This is a genomic window from Curtobacterium sp. PhB191, assembly GCF_004346515.1.
Classification (GTDB): domain Bacteria; phylum Actinomycetota; class Actinomycetes; order Actinomycetales; family Microbacteriaceae; genus Curtobacterium.
Genome location: NZ_SMBV01000002.1, coordinates 391,569 through 417,532, shown reverse-complemented (window position 1 = coordinate 417,532; position 25,964 = coordinate 391,569). Strand labels below are relative to the sequence as shown.

Here is a 25,964-nt window from a genome sequence, read left to right as displayed (position 1 = left end):
CGTCCACCACCGGACAGGAGGCACGGATGCAGTTGGGCACACGATGGAGCGTGGGTGGGGAGCCGCCTGCGCGACTGCCCGAAGCGATGGTCGTCGCCGTGCGCGGGGTCGAGGACGAACTGGCGGCCGAGTCGGTCGACACGGGGACGTGGGGCTGGACCCTGACGTTCCTCGAGGGCAAGCCGATCGTCGAGCTCGACGACGGCACCTCGATCCACCTCGACGATGCCGGGCACGCCCAGGTCACGAACCCCGACGACGCCGCGGAAGAGGACTGACGCGGGGCGCGTTCGCTCGGTGAGCAGAAATGGTCGGGTCCCCGGTGGGAACCCGACCATTTCTGCTCACGATGCGAGCGCTTCGAGACGCCCGCCGCTCGCGGCTACTCGGCGAGCCAGGTGAGCAGGACCTCGTTCACCTCGGCGGTGTGCGTGGTGAGCAGGCCGTGCGGGGCACCCTCGATCTCGACGTACTTCGCGGCCGGCAGCGCCTTGGTGAAGCGGCGACCGGTGGCGTCGATCGGCAGGATGTTGTCCGCCGTGCCGTGCACGATGAGCGCCGGGACGGTGACCTTCGGGATGTCCTGACGGAAGTCGGTCGGCCAGGTCAGCGGCGCTGCGGCGGACGCGATCGCACCCGAGCCAGCGGCGATGTTCCAGGCGTTGCGGACGGCCTCTTCCGAGATGCGCGAGCCGAGGTTCTCCGACAGGTTGAAGAAGTCCTGGTAGAAGTTCGTGAAGTACGCGTACCGGTCCTTCTTCACGTCAGCCGCGATGCCCTCGAAGAACGACATCGGGCCGGCGCCGTCGGGGTTGTCGTCGGTGATGGCCAGGAAGGGCTCGAGCGAGGCGAGGAACGCGACCTTCGCGATGCGGTCCTGTCCGTGGCGGCCGATGTAGCGGGCGATCTCGCCGGTGCCCATCGAGAAGCCGACCAGGATCACGTCGCGCAGGTCGAGGGTCTCGAGGACGGTGTGCAGGTCGTCGGCGAAGGTGTCGTAGTCGTAGCCGGTGCTCGGCTGCGAGGACTGCCCGAAGCCGCGGCGGTCGTACGTGATCACGCGGTAGCCGGCCTCGAGCAGGGCCGGGGTCTGGCCCTCCCACGAGTTGCCGTCGAGGGGGAAGCCGTGGATCAGCACGATCGGCTGACCGGTTCCCTTGTCCTCGTAGTGGAGTTCGATGTCGACGCTGTTCTCGGTTCCGACGGTGATGGCACCCATGATCGTTTCCTTCCCTGAGCCTCGCGGAGAACGTCCGTTCTCCGTCGATGTGCCTTACACTAGAGAACGATCGTTCCCGGCGCAACTCGGGAACGGTGAACACGCAGCGAACGGGGTACGTCATGGCAACCGGCACCATCAGCACGGTCGACGCCGACGTCCGCGCACACATCGTGGACGTCGCCGACCAGCTGTTCTACGCGCGCGGCATCCAGTCCGTCGGCATGGACGAGATCCGCACGGGCGCAGGCGTCTCGCTGAAGAAGCTCTACGCGGCCTTCCCGGGCAAGGAGCAGCTCATCGCGGCCGTCCTGTCCGGGCGCCACGACATCTGGGAGCGCGGCGTGCACGGTGCGGTCGAGGCGGCCACGACCCCGCGCGACAAGCTGCTCGCCGTGTACGACTTCCTCGAGTCGTGGTTCGGCGACGACACGTTCCGCGGCTGCGGGTTCATCAACGCCTTCGGCGAGCTCGGCGCGATCTCGCCCGCGGTCGCCGAGATCGCCCGCGCCCACAAGGACTCGTTCCAGCGATTCGTGCAGGAGCTCACCGCCGAGGTCGTCACCGATCCGGACCGTGCCGAGGAACTCGCCGCACAGCTCGCCCTGCTCGCCGAGGGCGCGCAGACCACTGCTGCCATCGCCGGCACCACGGAGCCCGCGGCGCACGCCCGCCGTGCCGCGTCGACGCTGATCGACGCCGCGACGGGGCCGTCCCGCTGACCTGGTCGTTCCGGGCGTACCTGGTCGTTCCGGGCGTACCTGGTCGGTTCTTCCGACCAGGTACGCCCAATTCCGCTTTCCAAGCCGGTCGCGATGGGAAGGAACGCACCCACAGGGCGGACGGGAGGCGCGGGGCCAGGCCGCCACGGGCCTCCCGTCCGCCCCGTCGCGGCGCGACGTCCGTAGGGTGGTTGCCATGGCAACCCCGTTCGACGTCCCGAGCACCCTCCCCTACGTCCTGCCGCCCTTCGGCGACGTGCGACTCGAGCACTACCGACCGGCCTTCGAGGCCGGCATGGCCGAGCAGCGCGCCGAGGTCGAGGCCATCGCCACCGATCCGCACGCACCGACGGTCGAGAACACCCTCATCGCCCTCGAGCGCTCCGGGCAGCTGCTGACCCGTGTCAGCCACGTGTTCTTCACGCTGTCGTCGGCGGACTCGACGCCGGAGCTGCACGACCTCGAGGCCGAGGTCTCGCCGTTGCTCGCCGCCCACCGCGACGCGATCACGCTGGACTCCCGGCTCTACGCCCGCGTGCAGTCCGTGCTCGACGGCGCCGCAGCCGCCGGGCTCGAGGGCGAAGCGCTCCGCCTGGTCGAGCGCACCCACGCCGAGATGACCCTGGCGGGCGCCGGGCTCGACGACGCCGGCAAGGAGCGCCTGACCGCCATCAACCAGGAGCTGTCGACGCTCACGACCACCTTCGAGCGCAACCTGCTCGAGGACACCAACGACTCCGCCGTGCACGTCACCGACGAAGCCGAGCTCGAGGGGCTCGACGGGGGTGCGAAGTCCGCCGCTGCCGGGTCCGCTGCGGACCGCGGCCTCGAGGGCTGGCTCATCACCCTGCCGCTCTACACCGGCCACCCGTGGCTGCCGTCGCTCGCGAACCGCGACCTGCGCGAGCGCATCATGCACGCCTCGCTCGCTCGCGGCCGCCGCGGCAACCAGTACGACAACCGCGAGGTCCTGCTGCGCATCGTGCGGCTCCGTGCCGAGCGCGCCGAACTGCTCGGGTTCCCGAACCACGCCGCCGTCGTCACCGCCGACGAGACGGCGAAGACCCCCGAAGCTGTCGACGGCCTGCTGTCGTCGCTCGTCGGCGCTGCGGCACGGAACGCCGACGACGAGCGGGCCGTCCGGTCCCGCACGGTCGGGTTCGACATCGAGTCGTGGGACTGGGCGTACGCCACCGAGATCCTGCGCGGCGAGCAGTTCGCCGCGGACAGCTCCGCGCTCCGACCGTACTTCGAGGCCGACCGGGTTCTGCGCGACGGTGTCTTCCACGCCGCGGGTGCCCTCTACGGCCTGACCTTCACCGAGCGCCCGGACCTGCACGGCTACAACGACGAGGTCCGTGTCTTCGAGGTCACCGGCGAGGACGACGAACCGGTCGGGCTCTACCTGCTCGACCTGTACACGCGCGACGGCAAGCGCGGCGGCGCTTGGATGAACCCCGTGGTCGAGCAGTCCGAGCTGCTCGGCACGCTGCCCGTCGTGGTGAACAACCTCAACGTCGCGAAGCCGGCGCCCGGGTCGCCGACGCTGCTCATCCAGGACGAGGTCGAGACGCTCTTCCACGAGTTCGGCCACGCGCTGCACGGCCTCATCGCCCGCACCACGTACCCCCGGTTCTCGGGCACGAACGTCGAGCGCGACTTCGTCGAGTTCCCGAGCCAGGTGAACGAGATGTGGGTGTCGTGGCCGTCGGTCCTGGCGAACTACGCGAAGCACCACGAGACCGGTGCCCCGCTGCCGCCCGAGCTCGTCCTGGGCCTGAGCGAGTCCGAGGGCTTCAACGAGGGCTTCGGCACGACGGAGTACCTGGCCGCGGCGTTGCTCGACCAGGCGTGGCACCGGCTGTCCTCCGCCGACGCCGCTGCGGTCACGTCCGTCGAGGACTTCGAGCGGAACGCCCTCACCGCCGCCGGCATCGCCGTCGAGGCCGTGCCCCCGCGGTACTCGTCGACGTACTTCGCGCACACGTTCTCGGGCGGGTACGACGCCGGGTACTACGGCTACATCTGGTCCGAGGTGCTCGACGCCGACACGGTCGAGTGGTTCCGTGACAACGGCGGGCTGGACCGCGCGGCCGGTCGGCGCTTCGCGGAACGGCTGCTGGGTGTCGGCGGCACGAAGGACCCGCTCGAGGCCTACCGCGACTTCCGCGGCCGCGACGCCGAGGTCGGCCCGCTGCTGCGTCGCCGCGGCCTCGAGTAGGGCGCTGCGGGACCGGGCGCTTCCGGGCGTACCGCGTCGAATCGGGCGTACCTGATCGGAACTTCCGACCAGGTACGCCCGATCTCACCTTCCATCGCAGCCGTCATGGGAAGAACCAGACGTCGACCCGCGGGCCGCGCCGAACACCCGACGACGACGAAGCCCCGCACCGATCCGGTGCGGGGCTTCGTCGCGAGCGGGGCGCTACGCCGACTTCTCGACGCGCTTCGCCCGCGGCCGGGGCACGATGGTCGGCGCTGCGTTCTCGAGCACGGACTCGCGGGTGATCACCACGCGGGCGACGTCGTCGTCGGACGGGACGTCGAACATCACCGGGCCGAGGACCTCTTCGAGGATGGCGCGCAGGCCACGGGCACCGGTCTGGCGGAGCACGGCCAGGTCGGCGATCGCCTCGAGCGCACCCTGGTCGAACTCGAGCTCGACGCCGTCGATCTGGAACATCCGCTGGTACTGCTTGATCAGGGCGTTCTTCGGCTCGGTCAGGATCTGCATGAGCGCTGCCTGGTCGAGCTGCGACACCGTGGTGACGACGGGCAGACGACCGATGAACTCGGGGATCAGGCCGAACTTGTGCAGGTCTTCCGGCAGGACCTCGGAGTACAGGTCCTGGTGGTCGGTCGCACTGTGCAGCGGCGCCCCGAAGCCGATCCCCCGCTTGCCGACGCGCGAGGACACGATGTCCTCGAGCCCGGCGAACGCACCGGCCACGATGAACAGGACGTTCGTCGTGTCGATCTGGATGAACTCCTGGTGCGGGTGCTTGCGACCACCCTGCGGCGGGACCGACGCGACGGTGCCCTCGAGGATCTTGAGCAGCGCCTGCTGCACGCCTTCGCCGGAGACGTCGCGCGTGATCGACGGGTTCTCGGCCTTGCGGGCGATCTTGTCGACCTCGTCGATGTAGATGATGCCGGTCTCGGCGCGCTTGACGTCGTAGTCGGCGGCCTGGATCAGCTTGAGCAGGATGTTCTCGACGTCTTCACCGACGTAGCCGGCCTCGGTCAGGGCGGTGGCGTCGGCAACGGCGAACGGCACGTTGAGGCGCTTCGCCAGGGTCTGCGCCAGGTAGGTCTTGCCGCAGCCGGTCGGGCCGATGAGCAGGATGTTCGACTTCGCGATCTCGATGTCGTCGCGGTCTTCGGCAGCGGTGATCTGCCCCTGCGCACGGGTGCGCTTGTAGTGGTTGTAGACGGCCACGGCGAGGGCGCGCTTCGCCGGGTCCTGCCCGATGACGTACTCCTGCAGGAAGTCGAAGATCTCGCGCGGCTTCGGCAGTTCGAAGTCACCGCTCGAGGTGTCCTCGCCGGCTTCTGCCAGACGCTCCTCGATGATCTCGTTGCACAGCTCGACGCACTCGTCGCAGATGTAGACACCCGGACCGGCGATCAACTGCTGGACCTGCTTCTGGCTCTTGCCGCAGAAGGAGCACTTGAGGAGGTCCCCGCTCTCTCCGATGCGTGCCATTGCCGTGCCTCCCTGATTGGACGTGCCGGCCCGCGCGCTCGCACCGGCCGCTGGTGCACCGCTGCTGGTGGGCACCTCGTCGTGGACACGAGCCTAACCGCAACCGGTGACACCGACCGTGCGGCGCCGCGGGATTTCGCGCGCGCGTTCGCCCAGGGCGTTCGGGCCTGCTACCGTGATCCAGTCTTCTCTACAAGTTGTAGAAACACCGTCCCGACCATCGAAGGATCCCCATGCAGAAGCGTCTCGCCGCCGGCGGCGCCGTCACCCTCGGCGCCGTGGCCGTCATCGTCCTCGGCACGGCCGGCGCAGCCAGCGCGCACGTGTCCGCGACGGCCACCTCGACCGCCGCGAACTCGTACACCACGGCGACCTTCTCGGTCCCGCACGGCTGCGACGGCTCCCCCACCACGAAGATCGAGTTCCAGGTGCCGGAGTCCGTCATCGAGGTCACCCCCACCGTGAACCCGAACTGGAAGATCACGAAGGCGACCGAGCCGTACACGAGCCCCTCCGCCGCGGCCGACGGTGAGCACGCCGAGGACGCCGCCGAACGCGTCACGAGCATCACCTACACCGCGAAGACCCCGCTCCCCGCGGACGAGCGCGACACCTTCGCCCTCTCCTTCTCACTGCCGGACGGCAAGGCCGGCGACCTCGTCGAGTTCCCCGCGATCCAGACCTGCGAGAAGGGCTCGGTCGAGTGGAACCAGGAGCAGCAGGCCGGCGAGGCCGAGCCCGAGCACCCGGCCCCCTCGATCACGCTGACCGCGGCCGAGGCCACGGACGACGACGGTGACCCGGTCGCCACCACCCCGACCGCCGAGGCCGCAGCCGGCTCGACGGCCCCCGCGGACCCCGACCTGGTCGGCCGCTTCCTCGGCCTGGGCGGTCTGGTGCTCGGCGCCGTCGCCCTGGTCGTCGCCGTCGCCGGCACGCGTCGTCGGAGCTCCGCCAAGTGACGCGGCGCGGCTCGCGTCGGACTCGGCTGCGGTCCTCTGCCTGGAGGCTCGTGGCCGGGTCCGCCGCGGCCGTCGCGATCGCGGGCGGTGCGGTCCTCGGGCTCGCGGGTCCCGCCAGCGCGCACAACTACCTGATCGCGTCCACTCCTGAGGTCGGCGGCACGCTCACGAGCCTGCCGAAGGCGTTCGAGATCACCACGAACGACAAGCTGCTCGACATCGGCGACTCCGGTTCGGGCTTCGCCTTCCGGGTCGTGGGTCCGGACGGGAAGTACTACGAGGACGGCTGCGTCGACATCGACGGCCCCTCGATGACCACGCCCGCCGCGCTCGGCGACTCGGGGAAGTACACCGTCGAGTGGCAGATCGTCTCCGCCGACGGCCACACCGTCTCCGACGAGTACCCCTTCACGTGGAAGGCCCCGTCCGGCTTCTCCGCAGCCTCGGGGTCGACCACACCGCCGACCTGCGCCACCGCGGGAGACGACTCCACCGAGGCCGCCACCACCGGCACCGCCTCGGGTGACACCGACTCTGCCGCGACCGACGCGCTCTGGATCGGCGCCGGAGGCGTCGTCCTCGTCGCCGCGGTCGTCGCGGTCCTGCTGCTCCTGCGGCGCCGCCCCGCGCCCGAGACGGACGACACCGAAGACTGACACCGCCGCACGACGAAGGCCCCACACCGATCGGTGCGGGGCCTTCGTCGTTCCTGCTGGTGCTACTTGACGAGCGCCGGCAGGTTCTTGCGGCTGGTGAGGACCTGGTCGATCAGGCCGTACTCCACGGCTTCCTGCGCGGACATGATCTTGTCGCGCTCGATGTCGTGGTTGATCTCCGCCGGCGTCTTGTTGGAGTGCTTCGACAGCGTCTCCTCGAGCCAGGTGCGCATGCGGAGGATCTCCGCCGCCTGGATCTCGATGTCCGACGCCTGGCCGCCACCCTGCTGGACAGCGGGCTGGTGGATGAGCACGCGGGCGTTCGGCAGGGCCAGACGCTTGCCCGGCGTGCCACCGGCGAGGAGCACCGACGCGGCCGAGGCAGCCTGACCGAGGCAGACCGTCTGGATCTGCGGACGGATGTACTGCATCGTGTCGTAGATCGCCGTCATCGCGGTGAACGAGCCACCGGGCGAGTTGATGTACATGACGATGTCGCGGTCGGGGTCCATCGACTCGAGCACGAGCAGCTGGGCCATGACGTCGTCAGCCGACGCGTCGTCGACCTGGACACCGAGGAACACGATGCGGTCCTCGAAGAGCTTCGCGTACGGGTCCTGGCGCTTGTAGCCGTAGGCCGTGCGCTCCTCGAAGCTCGGCAGGATGTACCGATCGGAGGGAGCCGGGACGTTCTGCGCGCCACCGAGCATTGGGAGATGCATTCTCGTTTCCTTTTCTTCGGTGGGGGTCAGGACTGGGCGTCGGGGTCGGCAGCCGCGGTCGGCGTCGCGCCGTCACCGACGGTGCCACCACCGCCGACGACCTCGGCCGACGAGGCACGCAGGTGGTCGACGAACCCGTACTCGAGGGCTTCCTGCGCGCTGAACCAGTTGTCGCGGTCGTTGTCCTTGAGGACCTGCTCGATCGACTTGCCGGTCTGCTCGGCCGTGAGCTCCGCCATGCGCTGCTTCATGTCGAGGATGACCTTGGCCTGCGTCTGGATGTCGGCAGCGGTACCGCCGAACCCGCCGGACGGCTGGTGCAGCAGGACGCGGGCGTTCGGCGTGATGTAGCGCTTGCCCGGCGTGCCGGAGGACAGCAGGAACTGTCCCATCGACGCGGCCAGGCCGATGCCCACGGTGACGATGTCGTTCGGGACGAACTGCATCGTGTCGTAGATCGCCATACCGGCGGTGATCGAACCACCGGGCGAGTTGATGTAGAGGTAGATGTCCTTCTCAGGGTCCTCGGCGGCGAGCAGCAGCAGCTTGGCTGCGATCTCGTTCGAGTTGTCGTCGCGGACCTCGGAGCCGAGCCACACGATCCGGTCTCTCAGAAGGCGGTCAAAAACACTGGGGTTCAGTGTTGCTTCGGCCATGGAAAAGCTCCCGTTCAGTTGTCGCTTGTCGTCGAACTTATCGGTTGCAACGCACCACTTCGCGTGTGTTCGCCGACAGCAATGCGGTGGTGCGGAAAACACGAGACGGGAGGCACGGTGCCAGCTGGCACCGTGCCTCCCGTCTGTATCGCTGGTGGCGTCGAGTTCGTTACTCGGCGTCCTCAGCAGGGGCCTGCGCGACGCCCGCCGTGAAGGCGGACAGGTCGACTGCGTCGCCGTTGGTGTCCTTGACGGTCACCTTCGACAGGACGGTCGCGACCGCCTTCGAGCGGGCGACCTCGCCGACCATGCCCGGGATCTGGCCGTTCTGGTCGATGACCTTGATGAACTCGGCCGGCTCCATGCCGTACTGCGCAGCAGCCTGGATGAGGTACTGGGTCAGTTCCTCCTGGGAGACCTGGATCTCCTCCTTCTCGGCGATGGAGTCGAGGAGGATCTGCGAGCGGAAGGCCTTCTCGCTGGACTCGGAGACCTCCTTGCGGTGCTCGTCGTCCTCGAGGCGGTTCTCCTGCTCGAGGTGGCGGTGCACCTCGTCCTCGATGAGCTGCTCCGAGATCGGGATGTTGACGTCCTCGATGAGCTTCTCGACGAGCTTGTCGCGAGCCGCGGCGCCCTGACCGAAGGTCTTGGACTTCGCGATCTGCTCCTTCAGGTCCGCCTTGAGCTCGTCGATCGTGTCGAACTGGCTGGCGATCTGGGCGAACTCGTCGTCGGCCTCGGGGAGCTCGCGCTCCTTGACGGCGGTGACGGTGACGGCGATCTGGGCGGTCTCGCCCTCACGGTCGCCACCGACGAGCTTCGACTCGAAGTTCGTCGACTCGCCGGCGGTCAGGGACTCGAGCGCCTCGTCGATGCCCTCGAGCAGGTCGCCGGAGCCGATCTCGTAGGAGACGCCGGTGGCCGAGTCGACCTCGTCGTCGCCGATGCTGGCGGTCAGGTCGATCTGCGCGAAGTCGCCGGTCTTCGCCGGACGGTCGACGGTCACGAGCGTGCCGAAGCGGGTGCGCAGGTTCTGCAGCTCCTCTTCGATCTCGTCGTCCGACACCTCGACGGCGTCGACGGTGAGCTCGTACGCGGAGTAGTCCGGCAGGTCGAACTCGGGACGGACGTCGACCTCGAAGGTGAGGACGAGGTCGCCCGCGAAGTCGGCGAGGTTCGGCAGTTCGGCGACGTCGGCCTCGGCACGGCCGAGGATGCGCAGCTCCTGCTCTTCGACCGCCTGGCGGTAGAAGTTGTCGATGGCGTCACCGACGGCGTGGTTCAGGACCTCGCCACGGCCGACGCGCTGGTCGACGATCGCCGGCGGGACCTTGCCCTTGCGGAAGCCGGGGATGTTGATCTGCTCGGCGATGTGCTTGTACGCGTGATCGATGCTCGGCTTGAGATCTTCCGGCGTCACGTTCACGGTGAGCTTGACGCGGGTGTCGCTCACCTTGTCGACGGTGCTGGTGGCCACGGGATGTTCTCCTGTTGGTTGACGTTCGTGTGGTCGATGGTTCTCGAGGACCTGGTCGGGGCGACAGGAGTTGAACCTGCGACCTCCCGCTCCCAAAGCGGGCGCTCTACCAAGCTGAGCTACGCCCCGTTTGACTGGGCCAGGGTGTCCGCGCGCGCCGAAGGGCGCATGCGACGCCGATGAGTCTAGCGGTCCCCCGGTGCGCGGTTCCCGGGAGGGACGTCACTCGTCCGCTGCGGCGCGTCGCAGGCCGTTGCGCCACCGCACGCCGACCACCACCTGGACCCCGAGCGCCGCGATCGCGAGCACGATGCCGACGACGATCCGCCACACGTGCAGCAGGGCGTGCGCGGGCTGCGGCTGCGGATCGCCGAACAGCTCCGGCCGCATCGAGAACACGGTCGCGGCGAGGACCACCAGCGCGTAGGAGACCACCCGCGACCAGCGGATCGTGCGCTCGGCGCCGGCGTCCGGCTTGGGGATGACGCGCCCTGGCATGTCGTGCTCGTTCGTTCGGTACTCGTTCGTCCGCTACGATGGTCTGGCTGCGACACGTGCGCAGCGCGGGGATGTAGCTCAATGGTAGAGCCCCAGTCTTCCAAACTGGCCACGCGGGTTCGATTCCCGTCATCCCCTCTCTCGTTCCTCGCTCCCCGTCATCCGATCCGGGTGATGTTGCCGTCCCCGGGTCCGGCTCCGGGCCGATCCCCGTCCGGAGTCGGCGCTTCCGACTTATGCTCTGCGCATCACGCCGGTGCCATCAGGGGCCCGGCGGACGGCGAGGGGTCCGCCATGGACGTCGTACTGTTCATCGTCGAGTTGTTGGTCGTGCTCGGCTGCATCGTCATGGGGACCCGGTTCTCCGGCGTCGCGCTCGGGCTCTGGGGCGGTGTCGGCGTCGCGATCCTCGTGTTCGTATTCCGTCTCCCGCCGGGTTCACCGCCCGTCGACGCGCTCCTCATCGTCATCTCGGTCGTCGTCGCGTCGAGCGTGATGCAGGTGTCGGGCGGCATCGACTGGATGGTGTCCGTCGCAGCGAAGATCATCTCGAGTCACCCGAAGCAGATCACGCTCATCGCGCCGCTCGTCGCGTTCCTGTTCTCCGTCGGCGCCGGGACGTCGAACATCCTGTACCCGCTGCTCCCCGTCATCCAGGACCTGTCCTACCGGAACGGCATCCGTCCGTCGCGCCCGTTGTCGTTGTCGGTGGTCGCCACCGGCGTCGCCCTCGCCTGCAGCCCCGTGTCGGCGGCCATGGCGGCGATGGTCACCCTCACCGAGGTGCAACCGTACGGTTTCGAGCTCATCGACATCCTCAAGGTGACCATCCCGGCAGCCGTGGTCGGGATCGTGGTGTCGTCGTTCGTCGTCCGCCGCCTCGGCAAGGACATCGCACACGATCCCGCCATCCAGGCGCGGATCGCGGCGGGCACGCTCCCCGCGCCGGACGCGAGCGGATCCGTCAAGCAGGCCGAGGTCACGGTGACCGCGCGTGGACGGAACGCCGCGATCGTGTTCTTCCTCGGAGTGTTCGCCATCGTCGCGTTCGGGCTGTTCACCGGTATCCGCCCGCTCGACGCGGACGGTGTCCCGGTGGGCATGACGCCGATCATCGAGATCGTGATGTTCGTCGTGGGGACGCTCATCCTCCTGATCAGCCGTCCGAAGGTGAGCGAGGTCCCGACGACCACCGTGTTCCGGGCCGGCATGGTCTCGGCCGTCGCGCTGTTCGGGCTCGCGTGGCTGACCGACACGTTCCTCGCCCACTACACGGAACAGATCTCCGACTCGATCGGCGGACTCGTGTCGGCGGCGCCGTGGATCTTCGCGCTGGGCGTCTTCCTCGTCTGCGTGTTGACGACGAGCCAGTCGACGGCGACGCGGACCATCGTGCCGATCGGGCTCGCCGCGGGGATCCCCCTCGGGCTGCTCAGCGGGATGTGGGCGGGTGCGTTCGCCGGGATCTACCTCCTGCCGACGAACGGGTCGCAGATCGCGGCGGCGAACTTCGACGCGACGGGCAGCACGAAGCTCGGGACGAAGCTCGTCGACCACTCGTTCTTCGTGCCGACCCTCGTCCTCGCGGTCACGACAATCGCGTTCGGAGCACTGTTCGGCGTCCTCTGGGGCTGAGCCCGTGCCGGCGGACGGCAGCGCGTCCGGGTCAGCCGGCGACGGCCGCGCGGTACTCGTCCCACGCGTCGCGGCAAGCACGGGCGAGGTCGTCCACCCACGCCGGGTCCGGCTCGATCCACCCGGTACCGGGTCGGCTGAGCACTGCTGCGTTCCCCGGTCCCAGCAGGAACTCGCGGAGGAACTCTGCCTGCACCGCGTCGAGCGTCACCCCGCGCCGTGACGCCTCCGGCGCGAGCTCGCGGAACCGCTGTCCGGCCCGGATGATCTCCTGGCTGCCGAGGTAGGGCTGGTTGAGGGTGACGGCGTCGTCAGGTGCCCGGAACCCGGTCCGGTGTGCGGCGGCCAGGGCTCGGAGCCGCGACGGGCCCATCGTGACGGGCTGGTCGTCCCGGGGCTCGCCGGCTGCGTCACCGCGGTTCGACAGCGCGACGACCGCGGGCAGTCGATCCGCCGGGTCCCGGTCGACGTCGATGGCGCCGCCGAGGCGCGTCGTGTGGTTCATCGTGTCGTGGAAGGAGAGCGTCACGATCGATCGGTGCGTCGCGAACGCCGACTCCACGAACCGCTCGAGCAGGTCGTCGCGGGTCCGTTCGTAGACGCCGAGCCCGTGCTCCGCGACCGCTTCGAACGTCGCGGCCAGCTCCTCGAGGGCGGCGTCGTCCGTCGGCGGTTCGAGCAGCGGGAAGAACGAGAACGTCACCGGTCGGATCGCGTCGACGCCGCTGAGGTCGACGCGTCGCCCCGGCCCTGCCGCGCGCACCCGCTCGAACGCCGAACGCAGGTCAGCGGCGAGGTCGGCCGGACGTGCGCGGTTCGGGTCGCGGATCATCCGCGGGTGCGGGTTCTCGACCGCCACGATCCGCGGGTCGATCGCCGCCCACCGCCGGACGACCGCACTGGTCGACACGTCGGTGAAGTCGTACTGCAGTCGTCTGGTGAACTGCGGCGCGAGGAACCGGTCGAGTTCCGCCGGGATCGCTGCGCCCGCGTGCGGACAGCTGACGAGCACGTCGGCACCGGCGATCGCTTCCTCGAGCGACCGGGTCCCCTTGCCCGCGTGGAACACGATGTCGTCAGGCGTGAACACGGTGCCGACCGGCAGGAGCACCCGAGCACCTTCGTCCGTGCCGTCCACGTCCGTGCCGTCCACGTCAGTGCCGTCCACGTCCGTGCCGACCCGCGTCGAGCTCAGCGTCGAGCTCAGCGTCGAGCGCGAGGCCGGCGTTGACGAGCGCGAGGTGCGTGAACGCCTGCGGGAAGTTGCCGAGCTGCTCGCCGGTGAGACCGATCTCCTCGGAGTAGAGGCCGACGTGGTTCGCGTAGGTGAGCATCTTCTCGAACATGAGGCGCGCCTCGTCGAGCCGTCCCGCTCGAGCGAGTGACTCCACGTACCAGAAGGTGCACAGCGAGAAGGTCCCTTCAACGCCACGCAGCCCGTCGGGGGAAGCGGCCGGGTCGTACCGGTACACGAGACTGTCGGACACCAGGCCGTCCTCGATCGCGACGAGCGTCGAGGCCCAGAGGGGATCGTCGGACGCGATCATGCCGACGGCGGCCATCCGGAGCACGGCCGCGTCGACGACGTCGGTGTCGAAGTGCTGGACGAAAGCGCCGCGTTCCTCGTTCCAGCCACGACGCATCACCTGCTCGTAGATCCGGTCGCGCTCGGCCGTCCACCGTTCCACGTCGCCCGGTCGGCCGTGTGCGCGGGCGAGCCGGATCCCGCGGTCGAACGCCGCCCACGAGTTGATGCGACCGTAGGTGAAGTCCTTCCGGCCGCCGCGGGTCTCCCACACGCCTTCGTCCGGCTCGTCCCAGTGCGCTGCGAGCCAGTCGAGCACCGCGGTCAGGTCGGTCCACGTCGCGTGACCGATCTGGACGCCGTGTCGGTCCGCCGCGAAGATCGCATCGAGCGCCTCGCCGTACACGTCGAGCTGCAGCTGGTCGGATGCCCCGTTCCCGATCCGGACCGGACGCGAGGCGGCGTACCCGTCGAGGTGCGGGAGCTCCTCCTCGACGAGGTCCGACGAGCCGTCGACGCGGTACATGATCTTCAGGGGACCGGAGTCGGTTCCGACCTGTTCGCGCATGCGGTCAGCGAGCCACTCGATGTAGGAGCGCGCCTCGTCGATGAACCCCATGCCGAGGAGCGCAGCGACCGAGAACGAAGCGTCGCGGATCCACGTGAAGCGGTAGTCCCAGTTCCGCTCACCGCCGATCTGCTCCGGCAGTCCCGCGGTCGGCGCAGCGACGAGTGCGCCGGTCGGACGGTAAGTGAGGAGCTTCAACGTGATCGCCGAGCGGTTCATCTGCTCGCGCCACCGACCGCGGTAGGTGGACCGCTGCAGCCACCCTCGCCAGAAACGGATCGTCTCATCGAAGAGCGCGCTGCCCTCCTCCGGTGAGAAGCGCCGGGGTTCGGCGGCGGCGCCGTACTCGAGCATGCCGCCGCCGACGTCACCGACGCGCAGCGTTCCCCTGCCGTGCAGGGCAGGACCTCCGGCATCGCCTTCCACGGCGTCGACGCGGAGCTGGTCGGCGAGTGTGCCGGCGAGGTGCACGGTGAGCTGCTCGTCACCGGCGCGGAAGGCGGCGCCGTGCTCCGTCCGCTCGACGGTGTGCACGGCACGGCCGTAGTCGAACGCGGGACGGAGGTCGAACTGGAGCTCCATTTCACCTCGGACCACGTGCACGATCCGGACCAGTCGATGCCGCGGGGACGAGTCGACGTCGTCCGTCACCGGCATGAAGTCGATGATCTCCGCCACACCGCGCTCCGTCATGAAGCGCGTGACCAGGACGGCCGTGTCGGGGAGGTAGAGCTGCTTGCTCGTGTAGGTCTCCGTGGTGGGACGGATCCGGCAGAAGCCACCGCGGACCGGGTCGACGAGCGCGGTGAACACCGCCGGCGAGTCGAAGCGCGGCAGGCACAGCCAGTCGATGCTGCCGTCGGTCGACACGAGCGCCGCGGTCTGGAGGTCGCCGATGAGGCCGTGCTCGGAGATGAGTGGCGTGGTGTCCATGGAGTGCTCCCGTCGATCGGCCCACCGTAGGTCGACGCTCCGCTGCGGCACTTCACCCGGTCGGGGTGACGCCGGTGGTCGTTCCGTCGCCGTACCGTGCGCCAGCGACCGGACGGGATGGGTCGCCCACAGGGAGGAACCGTGATGGAGACGTCGAGGCCGTCGCTCCGTGGTCCGCGGCCCGCTGCGGCAACGGCTCCGCGCAACGGCCGGCACGCGTGGCTCGTCTGGCTCCTGGCGAGCGTCTTCGTCGTGTGGATCTTCGCCATCCAGACCGCGTACGCCGTGATCTAGCCGGAGATCCAGACGAGTGCGCACCTCACCGTGGCGCAGATCGGTCTCGCGGGGTCGACCTACACGTGGGTCTTCGCAGTCGCGCAGTTCTTCTCGGGCACGCTCCTCGACCGGTTCGGCAGCTGGCCGATCCTCACGGCAGCAGTCGCACTGGTGACGGTCGGCGCTTTCCTGTACGCCGGCACCACCGGGTTCGCGACGCTGGCGATCGCGCAGGTCGTGCTCGCCCTGGGCGCGTCGTTCGGGTTCGTCGGCGCCGGCTACATCGGCGGCTCGTGGTTCGATGCCGCGCGCTACGGGCTCATGTTCGGCTTGGTGCAGGCACTGGCGTCGCTCGGGTCGGCCGTCGGACAACCGCTCGTGCTCGTGGCGCTGCACGCGCTCACGTGGCAGCAGCTCATCGTCGGGTTCGCGGCGTTCGGTGTCCTGCTCGTGGTCCTGTTCGCCGCGTTCGTCCGGAACCGGCCGGACGGAACTCCCCCGCACGCGACGTCCGACGATCGCGTGGAGCACGAGACGATCACGGTGTCCGGCGCGCTCGCGCGGTGTTTCCGGAGCCGGCAGGTGCTGATCTCGTCGCTGATCGCCGGAGCGTCGTTCGGGACCATGCTCGCCATCGGGACACTGTGGGGTCCCCGGATGATGGAGTCCCGCGGGTTCTCCACCGCGTTCGCGACGGTGCTGACCGCCGTGGCGTGGCTCGGCCTGGCCGTCGGCGCACCGATCGTGAACGTCGTGTCGGATCGCTGGCGCAGCCGACGAGGCCCGGCGGTCGGTGCGCTCCTGCTCCAGGGGATCGCGGTCGCCCTGGTGATCGCCCTGCCGTCGCCGGGTTCCGGTGCGGCGATCGTCCTCATGTTCGCGGTCGGACTGTTCTCCGGCGTGCAGATGCTCGGGTTCACCATCGCCAGCGAGGCCGTCGACCGGCACCTCATCGGGACTGCCGCAGCCATCGTCAACGGAGTCTGCTTCGTGCTCGGCGGGGTGCTCCTCGGGTTCCCCGGGACCCTGCTCCCGGATGCGCCGTCGCTCCAGGACTACAAGGCAGCGCTCTGGCCCATGCCCGCGTTGATCGCCATCGCGGCGATCGGGGCGCTGTTCCTCCGCACCCCGCGGACCGATCGTCAGAAGGAGACGCTCGCATGAACGATCCAGCACCGACCGCTGTCCGCGGCCACGTCGTCACCGTGGTCGGGGACCCGTTCCGCCACCGTGACGACGAGGTCCTGGTCGAGTTCGAGGACGGCCTCGTCGTCGTCGAGGACGGCCGCATCGCTGCGGTCGGTTCGTTCGCCGACCTCGGCCGGACGCTCCCCGCCGACGCGGTCGTCGACCACTACCCCGGAGCGATCATCAGCGCGGGCTTCGTGGACACGCACGTGCACTACGTGCAGACCGGCATCATCGCAGCGTTCGGCGCGCAGCTGATCGACTGGCTCAACGAGTACACGTTCATCGAGGAGCAGCGCTTCTCCGACCCTGCGCACGCAGAGCACGTCGCCCGCGTGTTCTTCGACCAACTCCTGGCGAACGGCACGACCACCGCGTTGACGTTCTGCGCGGTGTACCCGGCGTCGGTCGACGCGTTCTTCGCGGAGGCCGCACGACGGAACATGCTCATGGTCGGCGGCAAGGTCCTGATGGACCGGAACGCACCGACGGGACTCCTGGACACCGCCGAGCGCGGGTACGAGGAGTCGAAGGCGCTCATCGAGCGCTGGCACGGAGTCGGTCGCAGCCAGTACGCGATCACGCCGCGCTTCGCGCCGACGAGCACCGAGGCCCAGCTCGACGCCGCCGCCACGCTGCACCGTGAGTTCCCCACCACCCTCGTGCAGACGCACATCTCCGAGAACCTCGGCGAGATCGCCTGGGTACGGTCGCTCTTCCCCGACCGGTCCGGGTACCTCGACGTGTACGACCACGCGGGACTGCTCGGCGCGGGCACGGTACTCGCGCACGGGGTGCACCTCACTGCCGCGGAGCGTCTGCGGTGTGCCGAGAGCGGCACCGCGATCTCGCACTGCCCGACGTCGAACCTGTTCCTCGGCAGCGGGCTGTTCCACATCCACCAGGCGAAGTCGGGGCCGCACCCGATGAAGGTGGGGCTCGGCACGGACATCGGCGCCGGCACCAGCTTCTCCCTGCTGAGCACGATGAACGAGGCCTACAAGGTCGCGCAGATGACCCAGTACCCGCTGGACGCCGTGAAGATGTTCTACCTCGCGACGCTCGGGGGCGCCGAGGCACTCGGCCTGGAGGACCGCATCGGGTCCGTCGAGGTCGGGAAGGACGCCGACCTCGTCGTCCTGGACACGCAGGCGACCGATCTGCTCCGCTTCCGACGCCAGACCGTCGACTCGCTGGACGAACAGCTCTTCGTGCTCTCGGTGATGGCGGACGACCGAGCCGTCGCCGCCACCTACATCGCCGGACGGCTGGCGCACCGTCGCGACGACGGCCCCACTCCGACCACACACACGAACGACGAACGATAGGGGACGGAACGATGTCATCTGGTCACACTGCCTACGCGCACGGTTCGCACCGGTGGTTCGAGGGGCACCGGACGATCGGCGGCCCCGAGGCGTGGCTCGTCTGGGTGCTCGCGACGGTCTTCGTCGTGTGGCTCTTCGCGATCCAGACCGGTTACGCCGTCGTCTCGCCGGACATCCAGCAGTCTGCGCACCTCACGATCGCCGAGATCGGCCTCGCCGCGTCGATCTACACCTGGGCGTTCGCGGTCGTGCAGTTCTTCTCCGGAGCGCTCCTGGACCGGTTCGGCAGCCGTCCGCTGATGGCGATCGCCGTTGCCCTCGTCGCCGTCGGCGCCTTCCTCTACGCCGGGACGACGAACTTCGCGACCCTCGCGATCGCGCAGACCGTGCTCGCGATCGGATCGTCGTTCGGGTTCGTCGGCGCCGGCTACCTCGGTGGCAAGTGGTTCGACGCAGCCAAGTACGGGCTGATGTTCGGTCTCGTCCAGACGTTCGCGTCGCTCGGCTCAGCCGTCGGCCAACCGCTCATCCTCGCGGTGCTCGGGCAGATGGACTGGCAGGAGCTCCTCGTCGCCTTCGGTGCCTTCGGGGTGCTCCTCGCGGTGCTGTTCGTGGTGTTCGTCCGGAACCCGGCGCCGGCGCCAGCGCCAGCGGCCAGCACGGACGACGACGTCCGGAGCTCCGTCGGCGAGCCCGGCGTGGTGCGCCAGATCTTCCGTGACCTCGGCCGGTCGTTCGCCAGTGTGCAGGTCGACCTCGCGTCCGTCCTCGCCGGCACGTCCTTCGGCGCGATGCTGGCCGTCGGGGTGCTCTGGGGGCCCCGGATCATGGAGGCGCGCGGCGCTGCAACGGACTTCGCGACGATCCTGACCGCGCTCGCGTGGCTCGGCCTGGCCGTCGGCGCCCCGATGGTGAACGTCGTGTCCGACCGGTGGCGCAGCCGGAAGTGGCCGGCGTTCACCGGGCTCCTGCTCCAAGCGGTCGCGATCGTCCTCGTGATCTACTTCCCGCAGGTGGGCAACGGTGCCGCACTCGTGCTCATGTTCGCCATCGGGTTCTTCGCCGGCGCGCACATGCTGGGGTTCACGATCGCTGCCGAGGCCGTGCCGGGGTCCCTCATCGGCAGCGCGTCCGCGATCGTCAACGGGGTCTGCTTCATCATCGGCGGTCTCCTCACCTCCATCCCGAGCGCGTTCCTGCCCGCGGAGCCCGTGCTCGCCGACTACCAGCAGGCGCTCTGGCTGCTGCCTGCCGTCGTGGTCGTCGGGGCGGTCGCGGCCCTCGGAGTGAACGAGTCAGCTGGACGGACCACGGCTCCGGTCGCAGCGGCCACACCGGCCGCGCCGACCGCGGACACTGCTGGGTCCCGATGAGTCCTCGGGGCCTCCTGGTCCTGGCACTCCCCGCGTTGGTGATCGGAGTCGTCGCAGCAGCCGTCCTCTTCGTCCTCGAGGCGGTCGGATCGGCGCTCGAGCTGTTGGCCTGGCAGGTGGTCCCCGACCTGATCGGGGTCGACGCCACCGCCGGGTGGTGGATCTTCGGCGTGCTCGCCGCCACCGGACTGCTGGTCGGCCTGGTGCTGCGGTACGTCCCCGGGCACGGCGGGCGAGACTCAGCGACGACGGAACTCATCGCGGACCCGCTCCCGGCGCGCTCCCTGCCCTCGCTCGCGCTGGCCACCGTCCTCGGCCTTGGGGGCGGCGTCAGCCTGGGTCCGGAGAACCCCGTGATCGCCGTGACCACCGGGGTCCTCGTGTCCGCGACGAACCGCGTGCGTGCGCTCGTCCCGCGGGCCCTCGTCGTCGAGCTCGCTGCGGCGGCGACGATCGGCGCGCTGTTCGGGACGCCCGTCGCGGCAGCTCTGGTCTTCACCGGACTGGCGAGCGCCGCGGTCGGACGGACGGCGCTCTGGGACCGGCTCTTCCTCCCGCTGGTCGCGGCGGGGACCGCTGCCGTGACCATGACGCTCATCGCGCATCCGCAGTTCGCGGTGCCGCTTCCCGACTACGCATCGCCCGCGCTCGCCGACCTGTGGAGCGCGGCCGGCATCACGACGGCCGGGGCCGGACTCGGTGTCAGTCTCGCCGCACTCTTCCCGCTGCTGCACCGAGCCGTCCACCACCTGCCCGGACCCGTCCTCGCGGTCACGCTCGGTGGCGTCGCGCTCGGACTGCTCGGGGTGATCGGCGGTCCGGTGACCCTGTTCAACGGTGCCGACGAAGTACGCGAACTCGTCAGTGAACACGAGCGGCTCGACGCCGCTGCGCTCGTGACGATCCTCGCGGTGAAGTGCGGTGCCCTGCTCATCGCCGCCGCGAGTGGCTTCCGCGGCGGTCGGATCTTCCCCGCCGTCTTCATCGGGACGACCCTCGGCCTGCTCGCACAGACCATCTGGCCGTCCATCCCGCTCACCGTCGCGATCGCCAGCGGTGTCGTCGGCGTCGTGCTCGCCGTCGCACGCGACGGATGGATCGCGCTCTTCATCGGCGTCGCCGTGACCGGCAACGTCCCCGTGCTCGCCGTGCTCTGCGTCGCGATCCTGCCCGCGTGGCTCGTCGTCTCGAGGGCGCCGGAGATGATCGCGGTGCCCAGCGGTGCCGGACCAGCGAGCCCGGACCGGAAGTCGGCGACCGCATGGTGACGCCCGTCGGCCGGACACCCGGGGCAGGCCGCAGCCAGTCGACGTCGGCACGCACTCGGTGGGAGCGTGCGACCGGTTTCCCGATGGCGGTGATCAGCCTCGTCTTCATCGTCGACTACTCCGTCGTCGTCCTGTCCCCGACCACGCACGGCCCACTCAGCGCTGCGATGGAGGCCTTCCTCGTCGCGACCGTGGTCGTGTTCGCTGCCGACGTCGCCGTCCGGGCGGTGCTGTCGCCGCGAGGGGAGCGGCTCGAGTTCCTCGTGCACCACCCGGCCGACGTCCTCGCGATCGCGTTGCCGTTGTTCCGCGCCCTCCGAGCCATCCGCTTGTTCGACCGGATCGCACTGCGCGATGCCGGCGACGCGGTCCGCATGCGGGTCCTGCTCTCAGCCGCCGCGTACGGAGCACTCTTCGTGTACTTCATCGCACTCGCCACGCTCCAGACGGAACGGAATGCGCCCGGTGCCACGATCACGAGCCTCGGCACGGCGCTGTGGTGGGCTGCCGTGACCATCGCGACCGTCGGGTACGGCGACACCTACCCGGTGACCGACCTCGGGCGCCTGTACGCGGTCCTCCTGATGGTCGGCGGTGTCGCGATCGTCGGGACCGCGACGGCGCTGATGATCTCCTACCTCAGCGATCGGGTCGAGCGCCTCCGGCGGGCCGGTCCGGCGACGCCACGGACTCCGGCGCCCTCGGACGACCCGCCCTCCTGACGGGATCGCCGGGGTGGTCGCAGGTCAGGGGCCGCCGAGCTCGAGCGTGATCTGCGGGGCGTCCCCCAGTACGACCCGGGCACGCTTGCGCTCGGCCGCCCGGAGCGGCACGAGGTACCCGCCGTCCTTCGGGAACAACGAGGTCGTCCAGGTCACCGGGCCGATCGTCACCCGGGCGGGGATCACACCCCACCCGTAGGTGAGCATCGGCGCGAGGTCGGCGATGACCTCGGCGGCGTCCGGCGGCACGACGGCGAAGAAGAAGGGCGCCGGGCCGCGCCACTCGATCACCTCACCGCGGAACTCGAGCTCCATGTCGCGATCGTACGGCCGCGCCGTCGAGCGCGCCGGACCGGGCTTCGATCTCGGTCCATGACGGTTCCGGTTCACGATCACCGGGATCTGCGAACCGGAACCGTCAAGCGCAAGGAGGAACTGGTGCCTCCCCGGAGCCAGCGGGACGTGGACGACGGACGCGCCCCGTGCCTCCAGGCCGGAACCGGGGAGCACGGGGCGCGAGCAGCCGTCAGGACGGAAGGGTCAGCGGTACGACGCGGCCTGCCCGTAGAGCTTCTGCGTCAGGGCGGAGACATAGGCGGACTTGTCACCTCCCGGCAGGTTGTACGTCATGAAGACGCCGTACCCGTCCGCCTTCGTGCGCTGCGCGAGCGACACCGCCGTCGACTGCGAGGTGTTCTGGATGTCCACCGCGGCAGCGGACAACCTGGACTTGTCGAGTCCCGGGATCGACGGCGCCGAGTACGTGCCGTAGTAGGGGTTCCAGGCGTAGTCGAGCTTCGAGCCGACGGTGCTGCTCGACGACGACAGCGAGGACGAGGCCGGGCCGATGTCGTAGAACGAGATGAGCTTGCCGGGCATCTGGGCACGCAGCGCGGTGATGAGCCAGCCGATCGACTGCTGGTTCGGCTGCGGGGTGCCGTTCGCGCCGTAGTCGGAGTACTCGTCGTCGAGGTCGACGCCGTCGAGTCCGTACTTCGACACGGTGGCGGCGATCTGGGACGCGAAGTCCGACGCCGCGGCCTGGGTCGGGAAGTTGGCGATGCCCGCACCCTGGTGGTTGCCGAGGACCGACAGCGACACCTTGATGCCCTTCGCCTGCAGCGGCTTGATCTGCGTGGCAGCGTTGTCGAGGGTCGCCTGCACCTTGTCGTTGTTGACCAGAACTGCCTTGGAGCCGTTCCAGTTGATGTTCGCCGCGAAGATGATCGCGACGTCGAAGGCGTTCGCACCGCCGGACAGCGTGTAGCGGCCGACGTTCGCGAGCTGGTCGTTGTTGACCTCGACGTAGGCGATGCTCGTCGGCCCCGACTTCGTCGCGGCGGCAGTGCCGGCGGCGGCTGCAGCAGCGGTCGGTGCTGCGGTCGCGGCTGACGGCACCAGTGGCGCCGCCACCATCGCGGCGATTGCCGCCACGATCCCGAACTTCATGGACTTCTTCATGACACTCCCCTTCGAGTGGTGAACCGGCCGGCGGTCGCCGACCGGGGTCTCAGACGCGCGGGAACCGGAAGGTCCGCACCTCGTACGCGTCGACGGCGAACGACGACGCATCCGTGTCGGTCAACGGCTCTTCGAGCAGGGTGACCTCGGCAGCCGGTCCGAAGGGCCCGTCGACCGCGATCCCCCCGGTCCCCCGCCGCCCCACCGGCTCGTACACCCGCACGACCAGGTCGCCGGAGCGGTCGTCGGCGAGCTTGACGCTCGACAGCACGACCCCGCCGGACACCCGCACGAGCGGCGCGAACCCGTGCGTCCCGGTGACGGTCCGCGCGCCGGCGTTCATCCGGACGCCGGCCGCGGTGGCTCCGAGCTGGTCCGTCCCGATGACGATGCCGTACCGGTGCGTCTGCACGCCCTGGTCGGTCTCGGGGTCGGGGAACCGCGGTGCGCGCAGCAGCGACAGCCGCACGGTGGTGGTGACGTGCCCGTCAACGGCGTCGCGGGTGGTGTCGAACCCGTGGATCGAGTCGTTCACGAGCGCGACGCCGAAGCCCGGTTCGGACACCAGCACGTAGCGGTGCATCGACGTCTCGAACTTCGCGGCCTCCCACGAGGTGTTCGTGTGCGTCACCCGCTTCTGCGCCCCGAACTGCGTCTCGGCGACGGTGTGCTCGGCGCGGACGTCGAGCGGGAACGCGACCTTGAGGAACTTCTCGGTCTCGTGCCAGTCGGTCGTCTGGTCGAACTCGAGCGTGCGGGAGTCCGGTGCGAGGACGATCTCCTGCCGCACGGTCGAGTCACCGAAGGACCGCGACACGACGACCCGGGCGACACCGGCGTCGTCGACCGAGGCTGTCAACCCAGTGACCGCCACGAGGTCCTCGACGCGGTTCCGGTAGTACCGGTCGACGTCCCACGCGTCCCACATGTTCGGGAAGTCCTGGTGCAGCTGCAGCAGGTTCGCGGCCTGCCCGGCGGCGATCGCCTCGCGCCCGCTGGCCAGGTCGACGGCGCTCGTGACGAGTCCCTGGTCGGTGACCGTCACGCGCACCAGCTCGTTCGCCAGCACGTACCCGCCGTCCTGCTCCGTCAGCGTGACAGCGGTCGGTTCCGCCACGTCGGTCGCCAGGACCGCGCCCTGCGCGGGTGCGCCGGCCTGGAGGAACGGGGCCGGGTTCACGACGACGGCTGCCTGCCCGGTACCGGCGAGCGCCGAGAGCACCTGGCCGATGATCGCGGTCAGCGCCGCGGCCGTCTCGGCGTACTTCGCCTCGGCTTCGCGGTGCACCCAGGCGATCGAGGTGCCCGGCAGGATGTCGTGGAACTGCTGGAGCAGCACCTGCTGCCACAGGGCGTCGAGCTCGTCGTACGGGTAGGCGAAGTCGCTGCGTGCGGCGGCGGTCGTGGCCCAGAGCTCGGCCTCGATGAGGAGCTGTTCGCACCGGCGGTTGCCCTGCTTGGTGCCGTGCTGGCTGGTCAGGGTGGCGCGGTGCAGCTCGAGGTACAGCTCCCCCACCCACACCGGCGGGTCCGGCAGTTCGGCCTTCGCGCGGTCGAAGAACGTGTCGGGGTGCTCCCAGCGGACCTTCGCGCTGCCCTCGAGGTCGGCGAGCCGTGCGGCCGTCCCGGTCATCTCGCGGGTGGTGCCACCACCGCCGTCGCCCCAGCCCACCGGGGCGATCGACCCGGTGGCGAGCCGGTTCTCACGGAACTGGCGGGAGGCCTTCGCGACCTCGCTGCCGGACAGGCGCGAGTTGTAGGTGTCCATCGACGGGAAGTGCGAGAACACCCGTGAGCCGTCGATGCCCTCCCACAGGAACGTGTGGTGCGGGAACTTGTTGACCTGGTTCCACGAGATCTTCTGCGTGAAGAACCACTCGAAGCCCGCACGGCGCATGAGCTGCGGCAGCGCCGGCGAGTACCCGAAGCTGTCCGGCAGCCAGACGCCCTTGGGCCGGATGCCGAACTCGCGCTCGAAGAACCGCTGCCCCTGCGAGAACTGGCGGACGATGCTCTCGCCGGTCGGCATCACGGTGTCGGACTCGACCCACATGCCGCCGATCGGCAGGAACCGTCCGGCCTCGACGGCGGCCTGCACCCGGGCGTAGACCTCGGGGCGGTGTTCCTTGATCCAGGCGTACTGCTGCGCGCTCGACATGCCGTACAGGAAGTCGTCGGTCTGGTCGATGAGCTCGGTCATCGTCGACGTGGTGCGGGCGACCTTGCGGATCGTCTCGCGGACCGGCCAGAGCCAGGCGGAGTCGATGTGGGCGTGGCCGATCGCCGAGATCGTGTGCGCCGAGGATTCTGCGGGGGCGGCGAGCACCTCGGCGAGCGCCGCACGGGCGTCCCCGGCGGTCTCCGGGATGTGCTGCAGGTCGAGCGCGTCGAGGGCGTCGTCGAGAGCCTGCAGGATCCGCATCCGTCGCGGTCCCTCGGGCAGCTCGGCCTGCAGTTCGAGCAGGACGTCGATGTCGAGCGCGAGCTCGTGCACCTCGGACTCGAACACGGCGAGGTCCATCCGGCGCGAGGTGTACAGCCGCTTCGACGACGAGGTCTGGATGTCGCCCTCGTGCGTGACGAGGAAGGGGTGGTAGTCGAGCAGGACCGGGTTCGACGCCGCCTCGACGAAGAGCTCGATCGTCTCCCCGCCTTCGGCCCGTTCCGTCAGCAGCACCCACTGGTTGCGCGGGTTGATCGACTTCACCGGCGTGCCGTCGGCCAGGTACACGAGGCCCTCGCACTGGAACCCCGGCATGTTCTTGTCGAAGCCGAGGTCGATCACGGCCTCGACCCGGCGACCGGCCCACTCGGCCGGCACCGTCCCGGTGAGCCGGAACCACGTCGTCCCCCAGGCCGCACCCCAGGGCGTGCCGACCTCGTACGGTTCGAAGGTGAGCTGCAGGCCCTCGGTCGGCGGGACGGGCTCACCGGGCAGCTCGTGCCACGCGGTCTCCAACGGCACGGCGGTGGCGTGCACCGCCGGCGTGATGCGCTCGTCGAGGACCCGGCGGGCCCGTCCGGTGGTGAGGGGGATGTCGTCGTGCATGGGGCCTTCCAGGGTCGAGG

Annotated in this window: 23 protein-coding genes and 2 tRNA genes; 13 read left to right on the top strand and 12 right to left on the bottom strand. The window is 69.7% G+C overall.

Annotation, left to right across the window (positions count from 1 at the left end; translation table 11 throughout):
- Nucleotides 1–26 precede the first annotated feature (26 nt).
- On the top strand, nt 27–278 hold the full coding sequence (locus EDF48_RS05155; protein ID WP_123293970.1) for a hypothetical protein: 252 nt from the start codon (nt 27–29) through the stop codon (nt 276–278).
- Nucleotides 279–382: 104 nt separating this feature from the next.
- Here EDF48_RS05155 and EDF48_RS05150 read toward each other — a convergent pair whose 3' ends face one another.
- A complete protein-coding gene (locus EDF48_RS05150) occupies nt 383–1,219 on the bottom strand; it encodes an alpha/beta hydrolase (protein ID WP_123938855.1) in 837 nt (278 codons plus the stop codon).
- 122 nt (nt 1,220–1,341) lie between these two features.
- Here EDF48_RS05150 and EDF48_RS05145 point away from each other — a divergent pair, with 122 nt between their 5' ends.
- Together EDF48_RS05145 and EDF48_RS05140 are read left to right on the top strand one after the other, a co-directional pair.
- The gene (locus EDF48_RS05145; protein WP_131878534.1) at nt 1,342–1,941 is read left to right on the top strand and encodes a TetR family transcriptional regulator; all 600 of its coding nucleotides are present in this window, start codon (nt 1,342–1,344) and stop codon (nt 1,939–1,941) included.
- Nucleotides 1,942–2,137: 196 nt separating this feature from the next.
- The gene (locus tag EDF48_RS05140; RefSeq protein WP_131878532.1) at nt 2,138–4,162 is read left to right on the top strand and encodes a M3 family metallopeptidase; all 2,025 of its coding nucleotides are present in this window, start codon (nt 2,138–2,140) and stop codon (nt 4,160–4,162) included.
- A 204-nt stretch (nt 4,163–4,366) separates the two neighbouring features.
- Here the strand turns inward: EDF48_RS05140 and clpX are convergent, their stop codons facing one another.
- Nucleotides 4,367–5,647 carry an ATP-dependent Clp protease ATP-binding subunit ClpX gene (gene clpX, locus EDF48_RS05135; RefSeq protein WP_131878530.1) on the bottom strand — a complete coding sequence of 427 codons (1,281 nt, stop codon included), beginning with the start codon at nt 5,645–5,647 and terminating at the stop codon, nt 4,367–4,369.
- A 233-nt stretch (nt 5,648–5,880) separates the two neighbouring features.
- Here clpX and EDF48_RS05130 point away from each other — a divergent pair, with 233 nt between their 5' ends.
- Nucleotides 5,881–6,609 carry a YcnI family protein gene (locus EDF48_RS05130; protein WP_131878528.1) on the top strand — a complete coding sequence of 243 codons (729 nt, stop codon included), beginning with the start codon at nt 5,881–5,883 and terminating at the stop codon, nt 6,607–6,609.
- Nucleotides 6,610–6,659: 50 nt separating this feature from the next.
- Entirely contained in the window at nt 6,660–7,265 is a 606-nt protein-coding gene (locus EDF48_RS19530) for a copper resistance CopC family protein (protein WP_165932317.1), read from the top strand.
- Between the two features lie 62 nt (nt 7,266–7,327).
- Here EDF48_RS19530 and EDF48_RS05120 read toward each other — a convergent pair whose 3' ends face one another.
- From EDF48_RS05120 to EDF48_RS05100, 5 genes are all read right to left on the bottom strand, one after another.
- Nucleotides 7,328–7,987, bottom strand: coding sequence for an ATP-dependent Clp protease proteolytic subunit (locus EDF48_RS05120; protein WP_111075987.1), 660 nt, complete (start codon nt 7,985–7,987; stop codon nt 7,328–7,330).
- Nucleotides 7,988–8,013: 26 nt separating this feature from the next.
- Entirely contained in the window at nt 8,014–8,643 is a 630-nt protein-coding gene (locus EDF48_RS05115; RefSeq protein WP_111084515.1) for an ATP-dependent Clp protease proteolytic subunit, read from the bottom strand.
- 169 nt (nt 8,644–8,812) lie between these two features.
- Nucleotides 8,813–10,120, bottom strand: coding sequence for a trigger factor (tig, locus tag EDF48_RS05110; protein WP_159572754.1), 1,308 nt, complete (start codon nt 10,118–10,120; stop codon nt 8,813–8,815).
- Between the two features lie 52 nt (nt 10,121–10,172).
- A tRNA-Pro gene (locus tag EDF48_RS05105) sits at nt 10,173–10,249 on the bottom strand.
- A gap of 93 nt (nt 10,250–10,342) precedes the next feature.
- The gene (locus tag EDF48_RS05100) at nt 10,343–10,618 is read right to left on the bottom strand and encodes a hypothetical protein (RefSeq protein ID WP_131878524.1); all 276 of its coding nucleotides are present in this window, start codon (nt 10,616–10,618) and stop codon (nt 10,343–10,345) included.
- A 67-nt stretch (nt 10,619–10,685) separates the two neighbouring features.
- On the opposite strand from EDF48_RS05100, the gene EDF48_RS05095 reads away from it, so the two are divergent.
- Nucleotides 10,686–10,756: transfer RNA gene (locus tag EDF48_RS05095), tRNA-Gly, on the top strand.
- Nucleotides 10,757–10,912: 156 nt separating this feature from the next.
- Nucleotides 10,913–12,253, top strand: a complete 1,341-nt coding sequence (locus tag EDF48_RS05090; RefSeq protein ID WP_131878522.1) for an anaerobic C4-dicarboxylate transporter family protein — start codon at nt 10,913–10,915, stop codon at nt 12,251–12,253.
- Nucleotides 12,254–12,284: 31 nt separating this feature from the next.
- Here EDF48_RS05090 and EDF48_RS05085 read toward each other — a convergent pair whose 3' ends face one another.
- Together EDF48_RS05085 and EDF48_RS05080 are read right to left on the bottom strand one after the other, a co-directional pair.
- The gene (locus EDF48_RS05085; protein ID WP_243698039.1) at nt 12,285–13,421 is read right to left on the bottom strand and encodes an N-formylglutamate amidohydrolase; all 1,137 of its coding nucleotides are present in this window, start codon (nt 13,419–13,421) and stop codon (nt 12,285–12,287) included.
- Nucleotides 13,408–15,279, bottom strand: coding sequence for a glycoside hydrolase family 15 protein (locus EDF48_RS05080; RefSeq protein WP_131878520.1), 1,872 nt, complete (start codon nt 15,277–15,279; stop codon nt 13,408–13,410). Before EDF48_RS05080 ends, EDF48_RS05085 begins: the two co-directional genes overlap by 14 nt.
- 144 nt (nt 15,280–15,423) lie before the next feature.
- Between EDF48_RS05080 and EDF48_RS19005 the strand changes: the two genes are divergently transcribed.
- From EDF48_RS19005 to EDF48_RS05055, 6 genes are all read left to right on the top strand, one after another.
- Nucleotides 15,424–15,573, top strand: a complete 150-nt coding sequence (locus EDF48_RS19005; protein ID WP_165932316.1) for a hypothetical protein — start codon at nt 15,424–15,426, stop codon at nt 15,571–15,573.
- Between the two features lie 6 nt (nt 15,574–15,579).
- Nucleotides 15,580–16,719 (top strand): MFS transporter, encoded by a 1,140-nt coding sequence (locus EDF48_RS05075; protein ID WP_131878518.1) that lies wholly within the window; start codon nt 15,580–15,582, stop codon nt 16,717–16,719.
- Complete coding sequence (gene guaD / locus EDF48_RS05070) at nt 16,716–18,071, top strand: guanine deaminase (RefSeq protein ID WP_131878516.1); 1,356 nt, start codon at nt 16,716–16,718, stop codon at nt 18,069–18,071. Before EDF48_RS05075 ends, guaD begins: the two co-directional genes overlap by 4 nt.
- 11 nt (nt 18,072–18,082) lie before the next feature.
- Nucleotides 18,083–19,444, top strand: a complete 1,362-nt coding sequence (locus EDF48_RS05065; protein WP_131878514.1) for an MFS transporter — start codon at nt 18,083–18,085, stop codon at nt 19,442–19,444.
- Nucleotides 19,441–20,712 carry an ion channel protein gene (locus EDF48_RS05060; protein ID WP_131878512.1) on the top strand — a complete coding sequence of 424 codons (1,272 nt, stop codon included), beginning with the start codon at nt 19,441–19,443 and terminating at the stop codon, nt 20,710–20,712. The genes EDF48_RS05065 and EDF48_RS05060 overlap by 4 nt, the downstream gene beginning before the upstream one ends.
- 83 nt (nt 20,713–20,795) lie before the next feature.
- Complete coding sequence (locus tag EDF48_RS05055) at nt 20,796–21,434, top strand: potassium channel family protein (RefSeq protein ID WP_165918738.1); 639 nt, start codon at nt 20,796–20,798, stop codon at nt 21,432–21,434.
- Between the two features lie 24 nt (nt 21,435–21,458).
- On the opposite strand, the gene EDF48_RS05050 is transcribed toward EDF48_RS05055, so the two are convergent.
- The 3 genes from EDF48_RS05050 to EDF48_RS05040 form a co-directional block, all read right to left on the bottom strand.
- Complete coding sequence (locus EDF48_RS05050) at nt 21,459–21,749, bottom strand: DUF1905 domain-containing protein (protein WP_131878508.1); 291 nt, start codon at nt 21,747–21,749, stop codon at nt 21,459–21,461.
- 225 nt (nt 21,750–21,974) lie between these two features.
- Nucleotides 21,975–22,895 carry an endo-beta-N-acetylglucosaminidase H gene (locus EDF48_RS05045; RefSeq protein WP_131878506.1) on the bottom strand — a complete coding sequence of 307 codons (921 nt, stop codon included), beginning with the start codon at nt 22,893–22,895 and terminating at the stop codon, nt 21,975–21,977.
- Between the two features lie 49 nt (nt 22,896–22,944).
- Nucleotides 22,945–25,944, bottom strand: a complete 3,000-nt coding sequence (locus EDF48_RS05040; RefSeq protein WP_131878504.1) for a glycoside hydrolase family 38 C-terminal domain-containing protein — start codon at nt 25,942–25,944, stop codon at nt 22,945–22,947.
- Between the last annotated feature and the right edge of the window lie 20 nt (nt 25,945–25,964).

Coding starts and splice junctions, on each gene's coding strand:
- EDF48_RS05065 (WP_131878514.1), top strand. CDS start 18,083: ATGTCATCTGGTCACACTGCCTACGCGCACGGTTCGCACCGGTGGTTC.
- clpX (WP_131878530.1), bottom strand. CDS start 5,647: ATGGCACGCATCGGAGAGAGCGGGGACCTCCTCAAGTGCTCCTTCTGC.
- EDF48_RS19005 (WP_165932316.1), top strand. CDS start 15,424: ATGGAGACGTCGAGGCCGTCGCTCCGTGGTCCGCGGCCCGCTGCGGCA.
- EDF48_RS05045 (WP_131878506.1), bottom strand. CDS start 22,895: ATGAAGAAGTCCATGAAGTTCGGGATCGTGGCGGCAATCGCCGCGATG.
- EDF48_RS05100 (WP_131878524.1), bottom strand. CDS start 10,618: ATGCCAGGGCGCGTCATCCCCAAGCCGGACGCCGGCGCCGAGCGCACG.
- EDF48_RS05145 (WP_131878534.1), top strand. CDS start 1,342: ATGGCAACCGGCACCATCAGCACGGTCGACGCCGACGTCCGCGCACAC.
- EDF48_RS05150 (WP_123938855.1), bottom strand. CDS start 1,219: ATGGGTGCCATCACCGTCGGAACCGAGAACAGCGTCGACATCGAACTC.
- EDF48_RS05090 (WP_131878522.1), top strand. CDS start 10,913: ATGGACGTCGTACTGTTCATCGTCGAGTTGTTGGTCGTGCTCGGCTGC.
- EDF48_RS05040 (WP_131878504.1), bottom strand. CDS start 25,944: ATGCACGACGACATCCCCCTCACCACCGGACGGGCCCGCCGGGTCCTC.
- EDF48_RS05130 (WP_131878528.1), top strand. CDS start 5,881: ATGCAGAAGCGTCTCGCCGCCGGCGGCGCCGTCACCCTCGGCGCCGTG.
- EDF48_RS05140 (WP_131878532.1), top strand. CDS start 2,138: ATGGCAACCCCGTTCGACGTCCCGAGCACCCTCCCCTACGTCCTGCCG.
- guaD (WP_131878516.1), top strand. CDS start 16,716: ATGAACGATCCAGCACCGACCGCTGTCCGCGGCCACGTCGTCACCGTG.
- EDF48_RS05120 (WP_111075987.1), bottom strand. CDS start 7,987: ATGCATCTCCCAATGCTCGGTGGCGCGCAGAACGTCCCGGCTCCCTCC.
- EDF48_RS05060 (WP_131878512.1), top strand. CDS start 19,441: ATGAGTCCTCGGGGCCTCCTGGTCCTGGCACTCCCCGCGTTGGTGATC.
- EDF48_RS05055 (WP_165918738.1), top strand. CDS start 20,796: ATGGCGGTGATCAGCCTCGTCTTCATCGTCGACTACTCCGTCGTCGTC.
- EDF48_RS05050 (WP_131878508.1), bottom strand. CDS start 21,749: ATGGAGCTCGAGTTCCGCGGTGAGGTGATCGAGTGGCGCGGCCCGGCG.
- EDF48_RS05155 (WP_123293970.1), top strand. CDS start 27: ATGCAGTTGGGCACACGATGGAGCGTGGGTGGGGAGCCGCCTGCGCGA.
- EDF48_RS05115 (WP_111084515.1), bottom strand. CDS start 8,643: ATGGCCGAAGCAACACTGAACCCCAGTGTTTTTGACCGCCTTCTGAGA.
- EDF48_RS05080 (WP_131878520.1), bottom strand. CDS start 15,279: ATGGACACCACGCCACTCATCTCCGAGCACGGCCTCATCGGCGACCTC.